Source organism: Streptomyces sp. NPDC059166 (assembly GCF_042755185.1).
Lineage (GTDB): Bacteria > Actinomycetota > Actinomycetes > Streptomycetales > Streptomycetaceae > Streptomyces.
The window spans coordinates 184154-202011 of record NZ_JBHZCI010000001.1; the positions used below are offsets into that span (position 1 = coordinate 184154).

Annotated in this window: 15 protein-coding genes and 1 tRNA gene; 7 read left to right on the forward strand and 9 right to left on the reverse strand. The window is 67.8% G+C overall.

Translation table 11 applies throughout. From position 1 onward, the window contains the following. Positions 1-176 precede the first annotated feature (176 nt). Entirely contained in the window at positions 177-536 is a 360-nt protein-coding gene (locus ACFXOA_RS00860; RefSeq protein ID WP_385020408.1) for a DUF6344 domain-containing protein, read from the forward strand. Positions 537-957: 421 nt separating this feature from the next. Here ACFXOA_RS00860 and ACFXOA_RS00865 read toward each other — a convergent pair. From ACFXOA_RS00865 to dnaA, 9 genes are all read right to left on the reverse strand, one after another. Next, positions 958-1031: transfer RNA gene (locus tag ACFXOA_RS00865), tRNA-Ile, on the reverse strand. Positions 1032-1109: 78 nt separating this feature from the next. After that, complete coding sequence (locus ACFXOA_RS00870; RefSeq protein ID WP_385020411.1) at positions 1110-1694, reverse strand: DUF3566 domain-containing protein; 585 nt, start codon at positions 1692-1694, stop codon at positions 1110-1112. Between the two features lie 93 nt (positions 1695-1787). Further along, a complete protein-coding gene (gene gyrA / locus ACFXOA_RS00875; RefSeq protein WP_385020414.1) occupies positions 1788-4415 on the reverse strand; it encodes a DNA gyrase subunit A in 2628 nt (875 codons plus the stop codon). A gap of 67 nt (positions 4416-4482) precedes the next feature. Next, the gene (gyrB, locus tag ACFXOA_RS00880; protein ID WP_385020417.1) at positions 4483-6552 is read right to left on the reverse strand and encodes a DNA topoisomerase (ATP-hydrolyzing) subunit B; all 2070 of its coding nucleotides are present in this window, start codon (positions 6550-6552) and stop codon (positions 4483-4485) included. A gap of 393 nt (positions 6553-6945) precedes the next feature. Next, the gene (locus ACFXOA_RS00885) at positions 6946-7512 is read right to left on the reverse strand and encodes a DUF721 domain-containing protein (RefSeq protein WP_385020420.1); all 567 of its coding nucleotides are present in this window, start codon (positions 7510-7512) and stop codon (positions 6946-6948) included. Continuing rightward, positions 7509-8639 (reverse strand): DNA replication/repair protein RecF, encoded by a 1131-nt coding sequence (recF, locus tag ACFXOA_RS00890; protein ID WP_385020423.1) that lies wholly within the window; start codon positions 8637-8639, stop codon positions 7509-7511. Before recF ends, ACFXOA_RS00885 begins: the two co-directional genes overlap by 4 nt. A 79-nt stretch (positions 8640-8718) precedes the next feature. Next, entirely contained in the window at positions 8719-9597 is an 879-nt protein-coding gene (gene gnd, locus ACFXOA_RS00895; RefSeq protein ID WP_385020426.1) for a phosphogluconate dehydrogenase (NAD(+)-dependent, decarboxylating), read from the reverse strand. Between the two features lie 143 nt (positions 9598-9740). Beyond that, complete coding sequence (gene dnaN / locus ACFXOA_RS00900) at positions 9741-10871, reverse strand: DNA polymerase III subunit beta (RefSeq protein WP_362545564.1); 1131 nt, start codon at positions 10869-10871, stop codon at positions 9741-9743. A gap of 1053 nt (positions 10872-11924) precedes the next feature. Continuing rightward, entirely contained in the window at positions 11925-13709 is a 1785-nt protein-coding gene (gene dnaA / locus ACFXOA_RS00905; protein ID WP_385020429.1) for a chromosomal replication initiator protein DnaA, read from the reverse strand. 381 nt (positions 13710-14090) lie between these two features. On the opposite strand from dnaA, the gene rpmH reads away from it, so the two are divergent. The 6 genes from rpmH (at position 14091) to rsmG (ending at position 17576) form a co-directional block, all read left to right on the forward strand. Next, positions 14091-14228: a 50S ribosomal protein L34 gene (rpmH, locus tag ACFXOA_RS00910; RefSeq protein ID WP_014047156.1), complete on the forward strand. Its 138-nt coding sequence runs from the start codon at positions 14091-14093 to the stop codon at positions 14226-14228. Positions 14229-14246: 18 nt separating this feature from the next. Then, positions 14247-14618, forward strand: a complete 372-nt coding sequence (gene rnpA / locus ACFXOA_RS00915; protein WP_362545312.1) for a ribonuclease P protein component — start codon at positions 14247-14249, stop codon at positions 14616-14618. Further along, a complete protein-coding gene (gene yidD, locus ACFXOA_RS00920) occupies positions 14615-14974 on the forward strand; it encodes a membrane protein insertion efficiency factor YidD (RefSeq protein ID WP_385020433.1) in 360 nt (119 codons plus the stop codon). Before rnpA ends, yidD begins: the two co-directional genes overlap by 4 nt. A 3-nt stretch (positions 14975-14977) precedes the next feature. Further along, positions 14978-16234, forward strand: a complete 1257-nt coding sequence (gene yidC / locus ACFXOA_RS00925; RefSeq protein WP_385020436.1) for a membrane protein insertase YidC — start codon at positions 14978-14980, stop codon at positions 16232-16234. Between the two features lie 14 nt (positions 16235-16248). Continuing rightward, positions 16249-16758, forward strand: coding sequence for a protein jag (locus ACFXOA_RS00930; RefSeq protein ID WP_385020439.1), 510 nt, complete (start codon positions 16249-16251; stop codon positions 16756-16758). Positions 16759-16859: 101 nt separating this feature from the next. Further along, a complete protein-coding gene (gene rsmG / locus ACFXOA_RS00935; RefSeq protein WP_385020442.1) occupies positions 16860-17576 on the forward strand; it encodes a 16S rRNA (guanine(527)-N(7))-methyltransferase RsmG in 717 nt (238 codons plus the stop codon). Positions 17577-17858: the final 282 nt, after the last annotated feature.

The following is a 17858-nucleotide window of genomic DNA, read 5'->3' on the forward strand; positions in this document are numbered from 1 at the left end:
AGGGCCCGTTTCGAGGCCCCTCGGAGTGCCACCGACGGCCTGTCGGGGCCCACTGGACCAGAAGAGTGGTGTTCATCAGAAGATCGGCGCACCGAGGGCGTCGCTGCCGGATTCCACGGGTCCGATCCACATCATCGGAAAGGTAAGCAAAACGGACCACCTGAAAGCGAGGGGCCATGAGCACCTTCAGGGTCAAGAGCATCTGGACCGCCTTCGTCACCGCCTTCTTCGCACTGCTCGCGACGATGGGCTTCGCGACCGCCCAGGCCACGGCCGCGGAACCGACGGTCACGAACCACGAGCACACGAGCGTGACACCGGCAACCTCGACGCCCCCGTCGGTGCGGTGGACCCTTCCGCGTGACAGGGCACTGCCACCCACGATGAAGCAGCGCATCCGCGCCGAGGCGCACGGATCCTCGCCTGCCACCCGCCAGCTGTCCGCCGACGCGACCGAGACGGTCCGCACCACGACCGGGAACCACTCGGCACACGGCGCCGCACCCGCCGGGGACTCGACCCCGCTGCCACCCTGAGCGCGCCGCACCCACTCCCAGGCCCCTGGTCCGGTACACACCGGCGGGGGCCTTTCTCATGCCCGCTCCACGCCCGGACGCCTCCCCGGAGAACGGGGGACGGGGGACTGTGGGTGTCAGGACGTCGGACCGTCGGGCTGTCGGGTTGTCGGGTTGTCGGGTTGTCGGGCAGCCGGACCGTCGGGCTGTCGGGCTGTCGGGGCACAGGCCGGGCCCGGAGCGCCGGCCCGCCGAGCCCTGGGCGCAGGAGCCGAGGGCACGGACACGGGGCGACCACCGCCCCCGCCCTCACGCGGCGGCTGGCCCACACGGCCCGGTCGGACACCGGCACGCTGAGACGCAGCCGCACCCCCGCACCGGCATCCTGCCTCGTGAGAACGCGGAAGGCCCCCACCGTTTCCGGTGGGGGCCTTCCGTTCTGTGGGGCTAACAGGATTTGAACCTGTGGCCTCATCCTTATCAGGGATGCGCTCTAACCAACTGAGCTATAGCCCCGCCGCGCTGTTTTGTGCTGCGCTGACTTCAGAAGATTAGCGCACGTCGGGGCCAGTCCCAAAATCGATACCCGGCGGCCTATTCGTCCTCGGCGAGAGTGAGCTCCACACCGCCCACGAAACCGGCCGACAAGTTGTAGATGAAGGCGCCCAGCGTCGCCAGCGCGGTGGCCAGCACCACGTCGATCACGGCGATGACCGAGGTGAAGATGAGGACGCGCGGCAGCGACAGGAACGACTGCAGGTCGAAGCCGTTGCTCTCGTTCGAGCCCGTGGCCTCGCTGATCGTGCCGCCCACGGTGGAGAAGACGCCCATGGCGTCCATCACCATCCACAGGACCGCGGCCGCCACCACCGTGCAGATGCCCAGCGCGATGGACAGCAGGAAGCTGACCTTCATCACCGACCACGGATCCGCCTTCGCCACCCGCAGACGCGCCTTACGCGTACGCGGAGTGGTCCGTGCCCCCGTCCGCGGCAGCCGGGTCGCCTGCGCGCCCGGACCGCCCCGCATGCCGCCGCCCTGCGTACCGCCTGCGGGCGGCTGGTACGCCTGAGGCGGCTGATAGGGCCCCGCCGGGCCCGGTACGGGCTCCCGCTCGCCGGGCAGCGGCCCGGTCGCGTAGCCCTCGTACTGCGGCTGAGGTCCCCGAGTGTCCGTCACAGTGCCCCCTTGGGAGTCCGTGGCAGAGCCACGGGCACCGTTCCCGCCGGCTTCGGAAGCGGCCGAACCGGCGCCCGTGGCTCCACTCACGCTCTACTCCTCGTGCTCCCCGGCCGAAGGCGCCGTGCCCTCGACTGTGCCCTCGACCACGTTCTCGGCAGGAGCCTCGACCGTGGCGCCTTCGGCCTCATCGGTCCCGTCGACCTCTTCGGCCTCGCGACCGGCCTCGGCGTTGCGCGCGATCCCCACGACGGCATCGCGCTTGCCCAGATTGATCAGTTGGACGCCCATGGTGTCACGGCCCGTCTCCCTGACTTCATTGACTCGCGTACGAATCACACCACCGCCGAGCGTGATGGCGAGGATCTCGTCCGCTTCCTCCACCACCAGCGCGCCGACGAGCGAACCCCGGTCCTCGACGATCTTGGCCGCCTTGATGCCCAGACCGCCACGGCCCTGGACCCGGTACTCGTCGACAGCGGTCCGCTTCGCGTACCCGCCGTCGGTGGCAGTGAACACGAACGTACCCGGCCGGACGACATTCATCGAGAGCAGTTCGTCGCCCTCTCGGAAACTCATGCCCTTCACGCCCGAGGTCGCCCGGCCCATGGGCCGCAGGGCGTCGTCCGTGGCGGTGAACCTGATCGACTGGGCCTTCCTGCTGATGAGCAGCAGATCGTCCTCGGCCGACACCAGCTCGGCGCCGATCAGCTCGTCGTCGCTTCCGTCCTGCGTCTCCCGCAGGTTGATGGCGATGACACCACCGGAACGGGGGGAGTCGTAGTCCTTGAGCGCGGTCTTCTTCACCAGGCCGCCCTTGGTGGCCAGGATCAGATAAGGGGCCGCCTCGTAGTCGCGGATCGCCAGGATCTGGGCGATCTGCTCGTCCGGCTGGAACGCCAGCAGATTCGCCACGTGCTGGCCGCGGGCGTCCCGGCCTGCGTCAGGCAGCTCGTACGCCTTGGCCCGGTAGACCCGGCCCTTGTTCGTGAAGAACAGCAGCCAGTGGTGGGTCGTCGACACGAAGAAGTGGTCGACGATGTCGTCTTCCCTGAGCTTCGTACCCCGCACGCCCTTGCCGCCGCGCTTCTGCGAGCGGTAGTCGTCCGTCTTGGTGCGCTTGACGTAACCGCCCCGCGAGATGGTGACGACGATGTCTTCCTCGGCGATGAGGTCCTCGACCGACATGTCGCCCTCGAAGGGCACCAGCTTGGAACGCCGGTCGTCGCCGAACTTGTCGACGATCGCCGCCAGTTCCTCGCTGACGATCGTGCGCTGCTTGGCCGGCGAAGCGAGGATCTCGTTGTACTCGTTGATCTTCGCCTGGAGTTCGTCGTGCTCCGCGGTGATCTTCTGGTGCTCCAGTGCGGCCAGTCGCCGCAGCTGCATCTCCAGAATGGCGTTCGCCTGGATCTCGTCGATCTCCAGGAGGCCCATCAGGCCCTCGCGGGCGATCTCCACCGTGTTGCTGCGGCGGATGAGCGCGATGACCTCCTCGATGGCGTTCAGGGCCTTCAGGAGCCCGCGCAGGATGTGCGCCCGCTCCTCGGCCTTCCGCAGCCGGAACCGCGTGCGCCGGACGATGACCTCGATCTGATGCGTCACCCAGTGGCGGATGAACGCGTCGATCGACAGCGTGCGCGGCACTCCGTCGACGAGCGCGAGCATGTTGGCGCCGAAGTTGGTCTGCAGATCGGTGTGCTTGTAGAGGTTGTTGAGCACGACCTTGGCGACCGCGTCACGCTTCAGCACGACGACCAGGCGCTGACCGGTGCGCGAGGACGTCTCGTCGCGGACGTCCGCGATGCCGCCGATCTTGCCGTCCTTCACCAGGTCGGCGATCTTCTGCGCGAGGTTGTCGGGGTTGGTCTGGTACGGAAGCTCCGTGACGACCAGGCACTGCCTGTTCTGGACCTCCTCGACCGCGACGACCGCCCGCATCGTGATCGAGCCACGGCCCGTGCGGTACGCCTCCTCGATGCCCTTGCGGCCCACGACCAGCGCGCCGGTGGGGAAGTCCGGGCCCTTGATCCGCTCGATCAGGGCGTCCAGCAGCTCCTCGTGCGAGGCCTCGGGGTGCTCCAGGTACCACTGCGCTCCGGCGGCCACCTCCCGCAGGTTGTGCGGCGGGATGTTGGTCGCCATGCCGACCGCGATACCCGCGGACCCGTTCACCAGGAGGTTCGGGATACGGGCCGGCAGTACCGTCGGCTCCTGGTTGCGGCCGTCGTAGTTGTCCTGGAAGTCGACGGTCTCCTCGTCGATGTCCCGGACCATCTCCATGGACAGCGGCATCATCTTGCACTCGGTGTACCGCATGGCGGCTGCCGGGTCGTTGCCCGGGGAACCGAAGTTGCCGTTGGAGTCCACCAGCGGCATGCGCATCGACCAGTGCTGCGCCAGTCGTACGAGCGCGTCGTAGATCGAGGAGTCACCGTGCGGGTGGTACGTACCCATGACGTCACCGACGACGCGGGCGCACTTGTAGAAGCCCTTCTCGGGCCGGTAGCCGCCGTCGTACATCGCGTACAGCACACGGCGGTGCACGGGCTTCAGGCCGTCGCGCACGTCGGGCAGCGCACGCGACACGATGACGGACATCGCGTAGTCGAGGTAGGAGCGCTGCATCTCCGTCTCGAGCTGCACAGGCTCGACACGCATGCCCACGCCGGGAACGGCTGGCTCCTCTTCGGGCATCACAGGGGTGTTCTCGTCGGCCATTGCTGGTCAAAGTCCTTTCGCGCTGCGGCTTGGAGGGTCGCCGGACCCTCCTCCTTGTACGGCCGACTCAGATGTCGAGGAAGCGAACGTCCTTGGCGTTGCGCTGGATGAACGAGCGCCGCGCCTCGACGTCCTCACCCATCAGCACGGAGAACAGATCGTCGGCCTGCGCCGCGTCGTCGAGGGTGACCTGACCCAGCACACGGTGGTCGATGTCCATCGTGGTGACTCGCAGTTCCTCGGCGTTCATCTCACCGAGGCCCTTGAAGCGCTGGATCGAGTCCTCCTTGATCCGCTTGCCGTTCTGCTTGCCGAGCGCCACCAGGGCGTCGCGCTCGCGGTCCGAGTAGGCGTACTCGAAGTCGTCCCTGCCCCACTTGATCTTGTAGAGCGGCGGGCGCGAGAGGTAGACGTGCCCGGACTCGACCAGCGGCCGCATGAAGCGGAAGAGGAAGGTCAGCAGCAGGGTGTTGATGTGCTGGCCGTCGACGTCGGCGTCCGCCATCAGAATGATCTTGTGATACCGGAGCTTCTCGATGTCGAAGTCCTCGTGGACCCCGGTACCGAAGGCCGAGATCAGCGCCTGGACCTCGGTGTTCTGGAGGATCTTGTCGATCCGCGCCTTCTCGACGTTCAGGATCTTGCCTCGGATCGGCAGGATGGCCTGGTACATCGGGTTGCGGCCGGACTTCGCCGAACCGCCGGCGGAGTCACCCTCGACGATGAAGATCTCGCACTTGGTCGGGTCGTTCGACTGGCAGTCGCTCAGCTTGCCGGGGAGCGAGGCGCTCTCCAGGAGCCCCTTGCGCCGGGTCAGGTCACGCGCCTTACGCGCCGCGACCCGGGCCGTGGACGCCGCGATCCCCTTGCGGATGATGTCGGCGGCCTCGTTGGGGTTCCGGTCGAACCAGTCCGTCAGCTGCTCGTGGACCACCTTCTGCACGAAGGTCTTGGCCTCGGTGTTGCCGAGCTTGGTCTTCGTCTGCCCCTCGAACTGGGGCTCGCCCAGCTTGACCGAGATGATCGCCGTCAGGCCCTCGCGGACATCCTCACCCGTGAGGTTGTCGTCCTTCTCCCGAAGCAGCTTCTTGTCGCGCGCGTACCGGTTGACCAGCGAGGTCAGCGCGGCGCGGAAGCCCTCCTCGTGCGTACCGCCCTCATGCGTGTGGATCGCGTTGGCGAAGGAGTAGACACCCTCGGTGTACTGCGTGTTCCACTGCATGGCGATCTCGACGGACAGGAGGCGGTCCTTGTCCTCGGCCTCGATGTCGATCACCGACTGGTGAATGAGGTCGCCCTTGCGGGAGTTGAGGTACTTGACGAAGTCGACGATGCCGTTCTCGTAGTGGTACGTGACCGTCCGGGTCGACTCCGCCTCGGGCGCGTCGACCGCCTCGGCGCTGTCCGCGCCGGCCGTCGCCTTCGCCGACTCCCGCTCGTCGGTGAGCTTGAGGGTGAGGCCCTTGTTGAGGAACGCCATCTCCTGGAAGCGGCGCGAAAGGGTCTCGAAGGAGTAGTCGGTGGTCTCGAAGATGTCACCGTCGGCCCAGAAGGTGACGCTCGTACCGGTCTCCTCGGTGGCCTCGTGCTGGGCCAGCGGGGCGGTCGGGACACCGAGCTTGTAGTCCTGGGTCCAGCGGTACCCGTCCGTCCTGACCTCCACGGAGACCCGCGTGGAAAGGGCGTTGACGACGGACACACCGACGCCGTGCAGACCACCGGAGACGGCGTAGCCGCCCCCGCCGAACTTTCCGCCCGCGTGCAGCACGGTCAGGACGACCTCGACGGCGGGCTTGCCCTCGGACGGCACGATGCCGACCGGGATACCGCGGCCGTTGTCGACCACACGGACCCCGCCGTCGGCGAGGATCGTGACGTCGATGGTGTCCGCGTGCCCGGCCATGGCCTCGTCGACGGAGTTGTCGACAACCTCCTGCACGAGGTGGTGGAGGCCGCGCTCACCGGTCGACCCGATGTACATACCGGGTCGCTTGCGGACCGCGTCCAGGCCTTCGAGCACGGTGATCGCGCTGGCGTCGTACGAGGTGGTGGCCTCGCCTTGCCCACCGGCCGTGGACGGGATGTTCTCGTTGGGGTTGCCGGAATCGGCCACGAAGCGCCCTTTCTGGCACAGCACAGGCCGTTCTCCGGCAGGCGGGAGCGGCTGCGTCGTTCGGCGTGTATCGACGACTCCCGCGAGGAAGCGGGATTGTCCATCAGTCTACCGGTAGCGCCGACATGAATGGGGGTTTGCCGGTGCCTGAGTACGCATGTGCCGCCCTGAATGAGCGGCTGACGACTCCCCATATTCAGACAGGGGCTCCGGGAGGCTCACGAGGGCTTTGCGCGCTTCGGCCTGTCAACCTCTCGCTACGGTGAGGGACGTCTCGCGCTCACCGTGCAACCCAGAACCACCCATAGCCGCCCAGAACGGAAAGGTGGGCTCTACAGCAAATCGGCCCAGAAGCGGAGGAAGCACCGCCGTCGCACAACCGGCGCCGCGAGGCACCACGCGCCGGAAAACCGCTGCTCAGCCGTAGGTGTCGCCCGGTCCCCGGCTGCCGGGGGTCCGCAGCGCACCGAAACCGCGCTGGGGGCCGCCAGGACCGAGAACCTTGATCATCCGTACGGTGCCGTGGCCCAGATCTGTGTTCAGCCTGGCCACCAGCTGAGGTGCCAGCAGCCTCAGCTGCGTCGCCCATGCCGTCGAGTCGCACTGGACGGTCAGGATCCGCTCCGCGGGATCGTCGTCGTAGCGCACCGGCACACAGTGGTTGGCCAGGTCCTCGCCGACGATCTGGGGCCAGCGGCCCATCACGCCGCCGACGGCCGCCGGAGTCTCCCAGCCCCGCTCGGTGATCAGCCGGTTGATCGCCGACCCCAGCGCCAGCGGGTCCCGGCCGTCGGAGCGTGCGCCCGACCTGAGACCGCCGCCACGCCTGGCCTGGTTCCTCTGCTGGTTCGCGGCGCCCCGGGCACGGGCCTGCTCCTTCGCCGCACGCAGGGCGACCCGCGCCAGATCGACACCGGAGACCTCGGGCTGTTTGGCGGGCCCCGGCCGCTCGGCCGGACCGGGCTGCTCGTCGGGACCGTTCACAGCCGCTCCACCTCTCCCGCGGACACCGCGTACCGTGCGCCCGCCAGTGCTCCCGGGACGTCGTCGTCCACCGCGGCCGTCACCAGCACCTGCTCGCCCGGGGCGACGAGCTCGGCCAGCCGCTCACGGCGACGGGCGTCCAGCTCGGCGAAGACGTCGTCGAGCACCAGCACCGGCTCGTTCCCCTCGGTACGGAGCAGGTCGTACGAGGCCAGCCGCAGCGCCAGGGCGTAGGACCAGGACTCGCCGTGGCTCGCGTACCCCTTGGCCGGCATGCCCCGCAGGCCCAGCACGAGATCGTCGCGGTGCGGTCCGACGAGTGTCACCCCACGCTCGATCTCCTGCTTGCGCGCCTGGGCGAGCGCCGCCATCACCTGCTCGTACAGCTCCTCGCGGGTACGCGCGGGCTCGACGTCGGATCCGACGGAGCTGCGGTACTCCAGCGTGACCGGCCCGCCGCCCGGGGCCACGTCCCCGTACGCCTTGTCCGCCAACGGCTGCAGGGTCGCGATCAGATCCAGTCTCTGCGCGAGCAGCTCGGCGCCGACCCGGCCCAGGTGCTGGTCCCAGACGTCGAGGGTGGACAGGTCCATCGACCGGCCGCCGTGTCTGCGCGCCATGGCCGCCGACTTCAGCAGGGTGTTGCGCTGCTTCAGCACCCGTTCGTAGTCGGAGCGGACACCGGCCATCCTGGGTGAGCGGGCCGTGATCAGCTCGTCGAGGAAACGCCTGCGCTCGCCGGGGTCGCCCTTCACCAGGGCGAGGTCTTCCGGGGCGAAGAGCACCGTCCGTACGATGCCCAGCACGTCACGCGGCCTGACCTGCGAAGACCTGTTGATACGAGCTCGATTGGCGCGGCCCGGATTGAGCTCGAGCTCGACGAGTTGCGAGCGCTCCCCCTGAGTGACCGCGGCCCGTACGACGGCGCGCTCGGCGCCCATCCTCACCAGGGGGGCGTCGGACGACACCCGGTGGCTGCCCAGGGTGGCGAGATAGCCGACGGCCTCCACCAGGTTGGTCTTGCCCTGCCCGTTGGCCCCCACGAACGCGGTGACGCCCGGGCCGAGTGGAACCTCGACCCGGGCGTACGAGCGGAAGTCGGCCAGCGAGAGATGCGTGACGTGCATGGCCGCCGACCCTTCCGACTACGTGCTCTGCTGTGTGCCGCCTGCCGCGGACCGCTTCCGGCCCGCGGTCCCGGTGCGGCTACTTCTTGTTCTCGACCGCGTGGCCACCGAACTGGTTGCGCAGCGCGGCGATCATCTTCATCTGCGGGGAGTCGTCCTGCCGCGAGCCGAAGCGCGCGAACAGGGACGCGGTGATCGCGGGGAGCGGGACCGCGTTGTCGATGGCGGCCTCGACCGTCCACCGGCCCTCGCCGGAGTCCGCGGCGTAGCCCCGGAGCTGGTCCAGGTGCTCGTCGTCGTCCAGCGCGTTGACGGCGAGGTCGAGCAGCCAGGAGCGGATGACCGTGCCCTCCTGCCAGGAACGGAAGACCTCGCGCACATCGGTGACGGAGTCGACCTTCTCCAGGAGCTCCCAGCCCTCGGCGTAGGCCTGCATCATGGCGTACTCGATGCCGTTGTGGACCATCTTGGCGAAGTGGCCGGCGCCGACCTTGCCCGCGTGGACGGACCCGAAGTCGCCCTCGGGCTTCAGTGCGTCGAAGATCGGCTGGACCTTGGCGACGTTCTCCTCGGTGCCGCCATACATCAGGGCGTAGCCGTTCTCCAGGCCCCAGACACCGCCGGAGACACCGCAGTCGACGAAGCCGATGTCCTTGATGCCCAGCTCGACGGCGTGCTTCTCGTCGTCGGTCCAGCGGGAGTTGCCGCCGTCCACGACGATGTCGCCGGGAGACAGCAGATCGGCCAGCTCGTCGATGGTCGACTGGGTCGCGGCACCGGCCGGGACCATCACCCATACGACGCGCGGGCCCTTCAGCTTGCCCACAAGCTCTTCGAGGCTGTGGACATCGGCGACGTCCGGATTGCGGTCGTAACCGATGACGGTGTGGCCTGCGCGGCGGATGCGCTCGCGCATGTTGCCGCCCATCTTGCCGAGGCCGACGAGACCGAGCTCCATCAGAGATTCCTTAAGCGTTGTGCCGATTCGTACCCAGGACCGAGCCTACGCCCGGCCGGGGTGACACGGCGGGGTGCAGCACGGCGGGCCGGCTCTGCGCTGAGCCGGCCCGTCCGGCTGCCATGACTGGAACGGCGTCCGGATCAGCCGGAGAGGCGGACCGGCATGATCAGGTACTTGTACGCGTCGTTCGCCTCGGCGTCGACGGCCGGGCGCCCGCTGAGCAGGGCCGGCTTGGTCGACGTCGTGAAGGAGAGCTGGGCGACCGGGGAGTCGATCGCGCTGAGCCCGTCCAGGAGGAAGGTCGGGTTGAAGGCGATCGAGATGTCGTCGCCCTCCAGCACCGCGTCGACGCGCTCCACAGCCTGTGCGTCGTCGCTGGAACCGGCTTCGAGGATCAGCACGCCCTGCTCGAAGCTGAGCCGGACAGGCGTGTTCCGCTCGGCGACCAGGGCCACACGCTTGACGGCCTCGACGAACGGCGCGGTCTCGATGACGGCGACAGAGTTGAACTCGGTCGGGAAGAGCGTCCGGTACTTCGGGAGGTCGCCTTCGAGCAGGCGCGTGGTCGTGCGGCGACCGGCTCCCTCGAAGCCGATGAGGCCCTCGCCGGCGCCGGAGCCGGACAGCGCCAGGGTCACCGTGTCACCGCTGGTCAGGGCCTTGGCCGTGTCCAGCAGGGTCTTCGCGGGCACCAGGGCGACGGCCGAGGCGTCCGGGTTCTCCGGCTTCCACAGGAACTCGCGGACGGCGAAGCGGTAGCGGTCGGTCGAGGCGAGGGTGACGGTGTCGCCCTCGATCTCGATCCGGACGCCGGTCAGGACGGGGAGGGTGTCGTCCCGTCCGGCGGCGATGGCGACCTGTGCCGCCGCGGACGCGAAGACCTCACCGGGGACGGTGCCCGTGGCCGTGGGCATCTGCGGCAGAGCCGGGTACTCCTCCACAGGCAGTGTGTGGAGTGTGAACCGCGACGAGCCGCAGACCACCGTTGCCCGTACACCGTCTGTGGAGATCTCGACGGGGCGGTTCGGCAGCGCACGGCAGATGTCGGCCAGCAGACGGCCCGACACCAGCACCGTGCCGTCCTCGTCGACCTCGGCGTCCACCGAGACCTTCGCCGAGACCTCGTAGTCGAAGCTGGAGAAGCTGAGAGCGCCGTCCTCGGCCTTCAGCAGAAGGCCCGCGAGAACGGGCGCCGGCGGACGGGCCGGGAGGCTGCGGGCCACCCAGGCCACCGCCTCCGCGAGTACATCGCGCTCCACCCGGATCTTCACCGGAACCGCCTCCTGCTGTTGCTCGCTCGCCCTGCTGGCCTTCGTCTTGGGACCGGTCCCCGCCGAGGGGCTGGGGACACCGCCGGGGTCCAGTCTGACGTACGGCACCGACACTCGTTGCTGCTCGGGGTCAAGTCGCACCAAGGGGTTCGCCGAGCTCGCCGCTCGAGTTGTGCACAGGCCCCACTTCGAAGCTGATTCCTGGCTAACTCTGAGTGGTAGTAGTAGTAGGCCTTGTGGAAACCGTGGATAACGCCATCTGCGCAGGTCAGCAGCGGTTTTTTGTCCACCGACCCTGTGGGTGGAACCAGTGGACAACCGGGCGCTTCTGTGGACACACGGAAGTTCTGCACACCCGATGCACAGGGCGCGGTGACTTCTCCCCAAGCCTGTCCCCAGCTTTACCCACCTTCCCCACAGCCCAACCGACGTACCTGGTGTGACGCCTTTCACTCAGGGCGGTGAAAGGCGGTGTCGGGTTGCCGAACAGTGGACAGGGGTGTGGAGAAGCTGGGGACAACCGCACCCTGCCTGTGGGCTGCCGGTGGACAACTTCATGGGCCCCCTGTGGACGAGAATTCTGTCCACAGGGTGTGGATGGTCTTCGACCACAAATCCCCAAGCCGGTGACCTGGACTGATGGAGTATCGACAGTCGACCCTGTGGACGCAATCTGGACAACTTCGCAGTCCCCAGGGTGTGGATGCCGGATTCTCCGATTCTCTGTGGAGAAGGGCCCTCGTGTGATGGGTATTCGAACACTCCACCCGGACGAGACCTCGGCGCCCGTCGTGCACGGGTACGGAGCGGAGCTTCCCGCAGGCCCTTGCGGAGCGCCGGGGAGCACTGCGGAGCACCGCGGAGCACCGAGGAGCGCCTCCGCCGGGCTGTCGCCGTCGTCGGGCCGCCGCTGCAGCCACCGATCCCGTCGGCAACGCGTCACCGCTCCCGCCACCGCTCCCCTGGTCGTCGCTTCGCTGCCACGACAGCGAAGAGCGCCCCCACAGGACCGCTGCGCGGTCACATGGGGGCGCCCTCGGTGCTTCCGGTGGGTCAGCCGTTCTTGATGCGGTTGGTCAGCTCGGTCACCTGGTTGTAGATGGAGCGCCGCTCCGCCATCAGCGCCCGGATCTTCCGGTCGGCGTGCATCACCGTGGTGTGGTCGCGGCCGCCGAACTGCGCACCGATCTTGGGGAGGGAGAGATCCGTCAGCTCGCGGCAGAGATACATCGCGATCTGCCGCGCCGTCACCAGCACACGGCTGCGCGAGGATCCGCAGAGGTCCTCCACGGTCAGCCCGAAGTAGTCCGCGGTCGCGGCCATGATCGCCGGCGCCGTGATCTCCGGGGCCGAGTCCTCGCCGCCGGGGATGAGGTCCTTGAGCACGATCTCGGTCAGCCCGAGGTCCACGGGCTGCCGGTTCAGGCTCGCGAAGGCCGTCACCCGGATCAGGGCACCCTCCAGCTCACGGATGTTGCGTGAGATGCGGGACGCGATGAACTCCAGTACCTCCGGCGGGGCGTTGAGCTGCTCCTGCACCGCCTTCTTGCGGAGGATCGCGATGCGCGTCTCCAGCTCGGGGGGCTGCACATCCGTGGTGAGACCCCATTCGAACCTGTTCCGCAGACGGTCCTCGAGGGTCACCAGCTGCTTCGGCGGACGGTCCGAGGACAGCACGATCTGCTTGTTGGCGTTGTGGAGCGTATTGAAGGTGTGGAAGAACTCCTCCTGGGTCGACTCCTTGCTCGCGAGGAACTGGATGTCGTCGACCAGGAGGATGTCCACGTCGCGGTAGCGCTTGCGGAACGTGTCGCCCTTGCCGTCCCGGATCGAGTTGATGAACTCGTTGGTGAATTCCTCGGAGCTCACGTAGCGCACCCGGGTGCCGGGGTAGAGGCTCCGTGCGTAGTGGCCGATGGCGTGCAGGAGATGGGTCTTTCCGAGCCCCGACTCCCCATAGATGAAGAGAGGGTTGTACGCCTTCGCGGGTGCCTCGGCGACGGCGACCGCGGCCGCGTGTGCGAAGCGGTTGGACGCGCCGATGACGAACGTGTCGAAGAGATACTTCGGGTTCAGCCTGGCGTGCGGTTCATTGGTACCGGGCGGCGGCGCGGACTGCGTGCCCATGGGGCCGCCGGCCCTCCCCGGCCCGGGGCCGCCCTGGCGGTGCTGCGGCTGCTGGTCCTGCAAGTCGTGGCGGTCGCGGCTGTCCCGCTGGGGCTCGTACTGCTGGTGCTCGGGCTGCTGCGGACGGTAGTCGTGCTGCGGCTGCTGGGCTCGCGGGCTCGCGTAGGGGTCGCGGTCCTGGTAGCCGCCGTGGCGCGGCTGCCAGGAGAGGTCGTCCTGCGTGCGCGGCCAGGCGCCGGGCTCGGGCCTGTGCTGCTGGTAGTCCGGGTAGGCGGGACGCGCCGTAGGCATGCCGTCGTCCGCGGGCCTGGTGCCGTAGCCGTCGTAGCCGCCGTCACCGTGACGCGGCTCGTCGTGCTGAGGTCCCTGGTACCGGTGCGGCTGCTGCCCGGGGTGGGGCTGGTGCATCGGGGGCGCGGGGGGAGTGGGAGGTTCGCCGGCGGAGTCGTCGACGGTGATCGCGATCCGGATCGGGCGCCCGCACTCACGGGTGAGCGTCTCGCTGATGAGAGGGGCGAGCCGCCCCTCGAGGACGCGTTTGCCCCACTCGTTGGGCACGGCCAGCAGTGCGGTGTCGGCTACGAGCGCGAGGGGCTGACAGCGCTCGATCCACTGTTTGTCCTTCGGCTCGATGCCCTGCTGGCCCTCTCCGAGGAGTTGTTCCAGCACTCGCGGCCACACTGCGGCAAGATCGGCAGGTACGTCAGCCACAAGGCACGCTCTCTCGCATGTCCCACGAATGTGTGCTTCTCGGGACGGGATGGGTCGGGTCGGGTGAGGCCCGGCAGGGGGGAAGGAAAAGAACCGGAGTTCAGCCACGGTAGTCAGCCCGACCCGCGTGGTTCAAGTTGTTGTCCACAGGCTGTGTACAGCACGGGGTGTCCTGGACCGGGTTTGACCGAATGGCGCAGCCGCGCGTACCGTGACCAGGTCGAGTTGTCGATGGCTGCTGCCGCCTGCCTCCGATGGGCAAAGATCACGATCTGTGATTGTGAAGCGGTGCACTAAGGCGTTTACGCGAGTTCCTCGTGGGCGCACGGTGACAGCCAGGCGATGTCCCGCCAACACACGAATCATTTCTGGAGCCCCCGAGTGAGCAAGCGCACCTTCCAGCCGAACAATCGTCGTCGCGCCAAGACCCACGGCTTCCGCCTGCGTATGCGTACCCGTGCCGGCCGCGCGATTCTCGCGAACCGCCGTGGCAAGGGTCGCGCCAACCTGTCCGCCTGATCGCGGCCAGGTCATGACGTGCTGCCTACCGAGAATCGGCTGAGGCGGCGCGAGGACTTCGCGGCCGCTGTACGCCGGGGACGCCGGGCCGGACGCCCGCTACTCGTCGTACATCTACGCAGCGGTGTTACGGACCCGCACGTGCCAGGGGAGAGTGCTCCCCCGCCACGTGCGGGTTTCGTTGTCAGCAAAGCAGTGGGCGGAGCGGTCGTCCGTACCGCGGTGAAGCGCAAGCTTCGCCATCTGGTCCGCGATCGTCTTCCCCAGCTGCCCCCCGGTAGCCTTGTTGTCGTACGCGCGTTGCCCGGATCGGGTGACGCCGACCATGCACAGCTGGCCCGAGACCTGGACGCCGCCCTTCAGCGGCTGCTGGGAGGGGGCGCGCGATGAAGTACCCGCTGCTGGCTCTCATCAAGCTGTACCAGTGGACTATCAGCCCACTCCTCGGGCCTGTCTGCAGGTACTACCCGTCGTGTTCCCACTACGGATATACGGCGATCGACCGGCACGGTGCGATCAAGGGAACCGCGCTGACCGCATGGCGCATCCTGCGATGCAATCCGTGGTCACCCGGCGGCGTGGATCACGTACCGCCACGCAAACGTCCGCGTTGGCACGAGTTGCTGCGCAACTGTGTGCGCGGTGACAAGGGCGGGGACTCCGCCGCCGAAGTGCCTTCCGGGGGGTCGGTCTCCGAACCCCTGAGCCCGGCCACAGAGACCTCGCCCAATGCTCAAGGAGCCTGATTAGTGGACACGATTGCCAGTCTGTTCAGCTTTATCACCACACCCGTCTCGTGGGTCATCGTCCAGTTCCACAAGCTGTACGGAGCGCTCTTCGGCGATGACACGGGGTGGGCCTGGGGCCTGTCCATCGTGTCCTTGGTGGTCCTGATCCGGATCTGCCTGATCCCGCTGTTCGTCAAGCAGATCAAGTCGACCCGCAACATGCAGGTGCTCCAGCCGAAGATGAAGGCGATCCAGGAGCGCTACAAGAACGACAAGCAGCGTCAGTCCGAAGAGATGATGAAGCTGTACAAGGAGACGGGCACCAACCCGCTCTCCTCGTGCCTTCCCATCCTGGCGCAGTCCCCGTTCTTCTTCGCCCTGTATCACGTGCTCTCGGCCATCGCCTCGGGCAAGACGATCGGCGTCATCGACCAGCCGCTGCTGGACAGCGCTCGTCAGGCCCACATCTTCGGCGCACCGCTCGCCGCGAAGTTCATGGACAGCGAGGAGAAGGTCTCCGCGCTCGGAGCCTCGCTCACCGATGTCCGGGTCGTCACCGCGATCATGATCGTGATGATGTCGGCCTCCCAGTTCTTCACCCAGCGCCAGCTGATGACGAAGAACGTGGACCTCACGGTGAAGACCCCGTACATGCAGCAGCAGAAGATGCTGATGTACATCTTCCCGGTGATCTTCGCCGTCATGGGTATCAACTTCCCCGTCGGTGTCCTCGTGTACTGGCTGACCACCAACGTCTGGACCATGGGTCAGCAGATGTACGTGATCAACCAGAACCCGACCCCGGGCAGCAAGGCGCAGGACCAGTACCTCGGACGGCTCCTGAAGAGTGTCACCGCACACGGTGAGGTCCGGGGCAGGACGCGGCGTAACACCGTCAAGCGGATCGTCGCCAAGGGCACCGACCGGAACGACATCGAGCGCAAGTTCGTCACCGGTCTGGCCAAGCTGGGACTCGCCGCCCAGGAGGACGGCACGGTCACGAAGAGCGAAGCCGCAGTCCTCGAGGCGGAGGGCGGTACAGCGCCCAAGCGTCAGCAGCCCAAGCGCCAGACGAAGGCGAAGCGCCACACCGCCGCCGGCCACCAGGGCACTGCGAAGGACTCGGCCGAGGCGAAGACCTCGCTGGAGAAGCAGGACGCACCTCAGGACGACAAGCCGAAGACCGCAGCCAAGCCCGCGGCGTCCGGCTCCTCACGCCAAGCCAAGCCCGGACAGCGCAAGGGCCCGCAGCGGCCCAAGCATCCGTCCAAGAAGTAAGAAGGAGTCCATCCGTGACGGAAGGCACCACCACCAAGGCCGCTGAGGGCAGCGACACCCTGACCCGCCTCGAGCAGGAGGGGGAGATCGCGGCTGACTACCTCGAAGGCCTGCTCGACATCGCCGATCTCGACGGCGACATCGACATGGACGTTGAGGCGGACCGCGCCGCGGTCTCGATCATCAGCGACTCGGCGCGTGATCTGCAGAAGCTGGTGGGCCGCGACGGTGAGGTGCTGGAGGCGCTCCAGGAGCTGACGCGTCTTGCCGTTCACCGGGAGACCGGCGACCGGAGCCGCCTGATGCTGGACATCGCGGGCTTCCGTGCCAAGAAGCGCGAGGTCCTGGCAGCCCTGGGTGCCAAGGCCGCGGAAGAGGTGAAGAGCTCCGGTGAGCCCGTGAAGCTGGAGCCCATGACGCCGTTCGAGCGCAAGGTCGTGCACGACGCGATCGCGGCGGCGGGCCTGCGCAGCGAGTCCGAGGGCGAGGAGCCGCAGCGCTTCGTCGTCGTTCTGCCGGCCTGATACCGGACCTTGTACTGTCGGCCCCGTCTGTTCGCAGGCGGGGCCGATCTTTGTCAGCCTGATAGTCAGCGTGCTAGTGCGGTACGGAAGGACGGTCCCCCGTGACGGAGGAAGCAGAGCTCCCTCAGGCGCCCAAGGAGGCGCAGGCGGTATTCGGTGAGTTCCTCCCTGAGGCTGTCAGGTACGCGGAACTCCTCGCGGATGCGGGTGTCAAGCGCGGACTGATCGGCCCGCGTGAGGTGCCTCGCCTCTGGGAGCGCCACCTGCTGAACTGCGCTGTGCTCTCAGAGGTGGTTCCTGAGGGCGTCACGGTGTGTGACGTCGGCTCGGGTGCCGGGCTCCCCGGCATCCCCCTCGCGTTGGTGCGCCCGGATCTGAAGATCACTTTGCTGGAACCCCTGCTCCGTCGCACGAACTTCCTTCAGGAAGTCGTCGAGCTGCTCGGCCTTGATCATGTGACGGTCGTCCGTGGGCGTGCCGAAGAGGTACTGGGCACGCTCCAGCCCGTTCATGTCGTCACGGCGCGGGCTGTCGCTCCACTGGACCGGCTCGCCGGATGGGGCGTGCCCCTGCTGCGTCCGTACGGAGAGATGCTGGCGCTGAAGGGCGGCACGGCCGAGGAGGAGATCCAGGGGGCACGCGCGGCTCTCAACAAGCTGGGCGTGGTGGAGACGGAAGTCCTGCGCGTCGGTGAGGGCCTGGTGGATCCGACGTCCACAGTGGTTCGGGTGGTAGCCGGGGAGAGCCCTGGCGGTGTGAGGTTCGCCGCAAAGCGCGCCAAGGCGGCCAGGACGGGTCGGACGCGTCGACGTCGATAGGAGGGCTCTCCTGGCGGAGCCCACGTCACCTTCTGCGCCGGTGTCATGCGCTTGATGGCATTTCGCGAAGATGCTCCATGCAAGCAGCGATATGCGCCCTGTGCGGAGTGTCGGTAGTCGCCCGCTGTACTGCACAGGCATCGTGTTTCACGTGAAACGTCGTTCTCTGTTGCAGGGGATCATCGGCCGCGGTCGCGTGGCTGCCGCACCGCGAGACCGTAGGCCCGTACGGGCTGCCAAGTTGTCCACAGAACCGGATTCATCCACAGAAGAGTCGGCCTC

Coding starts and splice junctions, on each gene's coding strand:
- gyrA (WP_385020414.1), bottom strand. CDS start 4,415: ATGGCCGACGAGAACACCCCTGTGATGCCCGAAGAGGAGCCAGCCGTT.
- gnd (WP_385020426.1), bottom strand. CDS start 9,597: ATGGAGCTCGGTCTCGTCGGCCTCGGCAAGATGGGCGGCAACATGCGC.
- ACFXOA_RS00860 (WP_385020408.1), top strand. CDS start 177: ATGAGCACCTTCAGGGTCAAGAGCATCTGGACCGCCTTCGTCACCGCC.
- recF (WP_385020423.1), bottom strand. CDS start 8,639: ATGCACGTCACGCATCTCTCGCTGGCCGACTTCCGCTCGTACGCCCGG.
- yidD (WP_385020433.1), top strand. CDS start 14,615: ATGAAGTACCCGCTGCTGGCTCTCATCAAGCTGTACCAGTGGACTATC.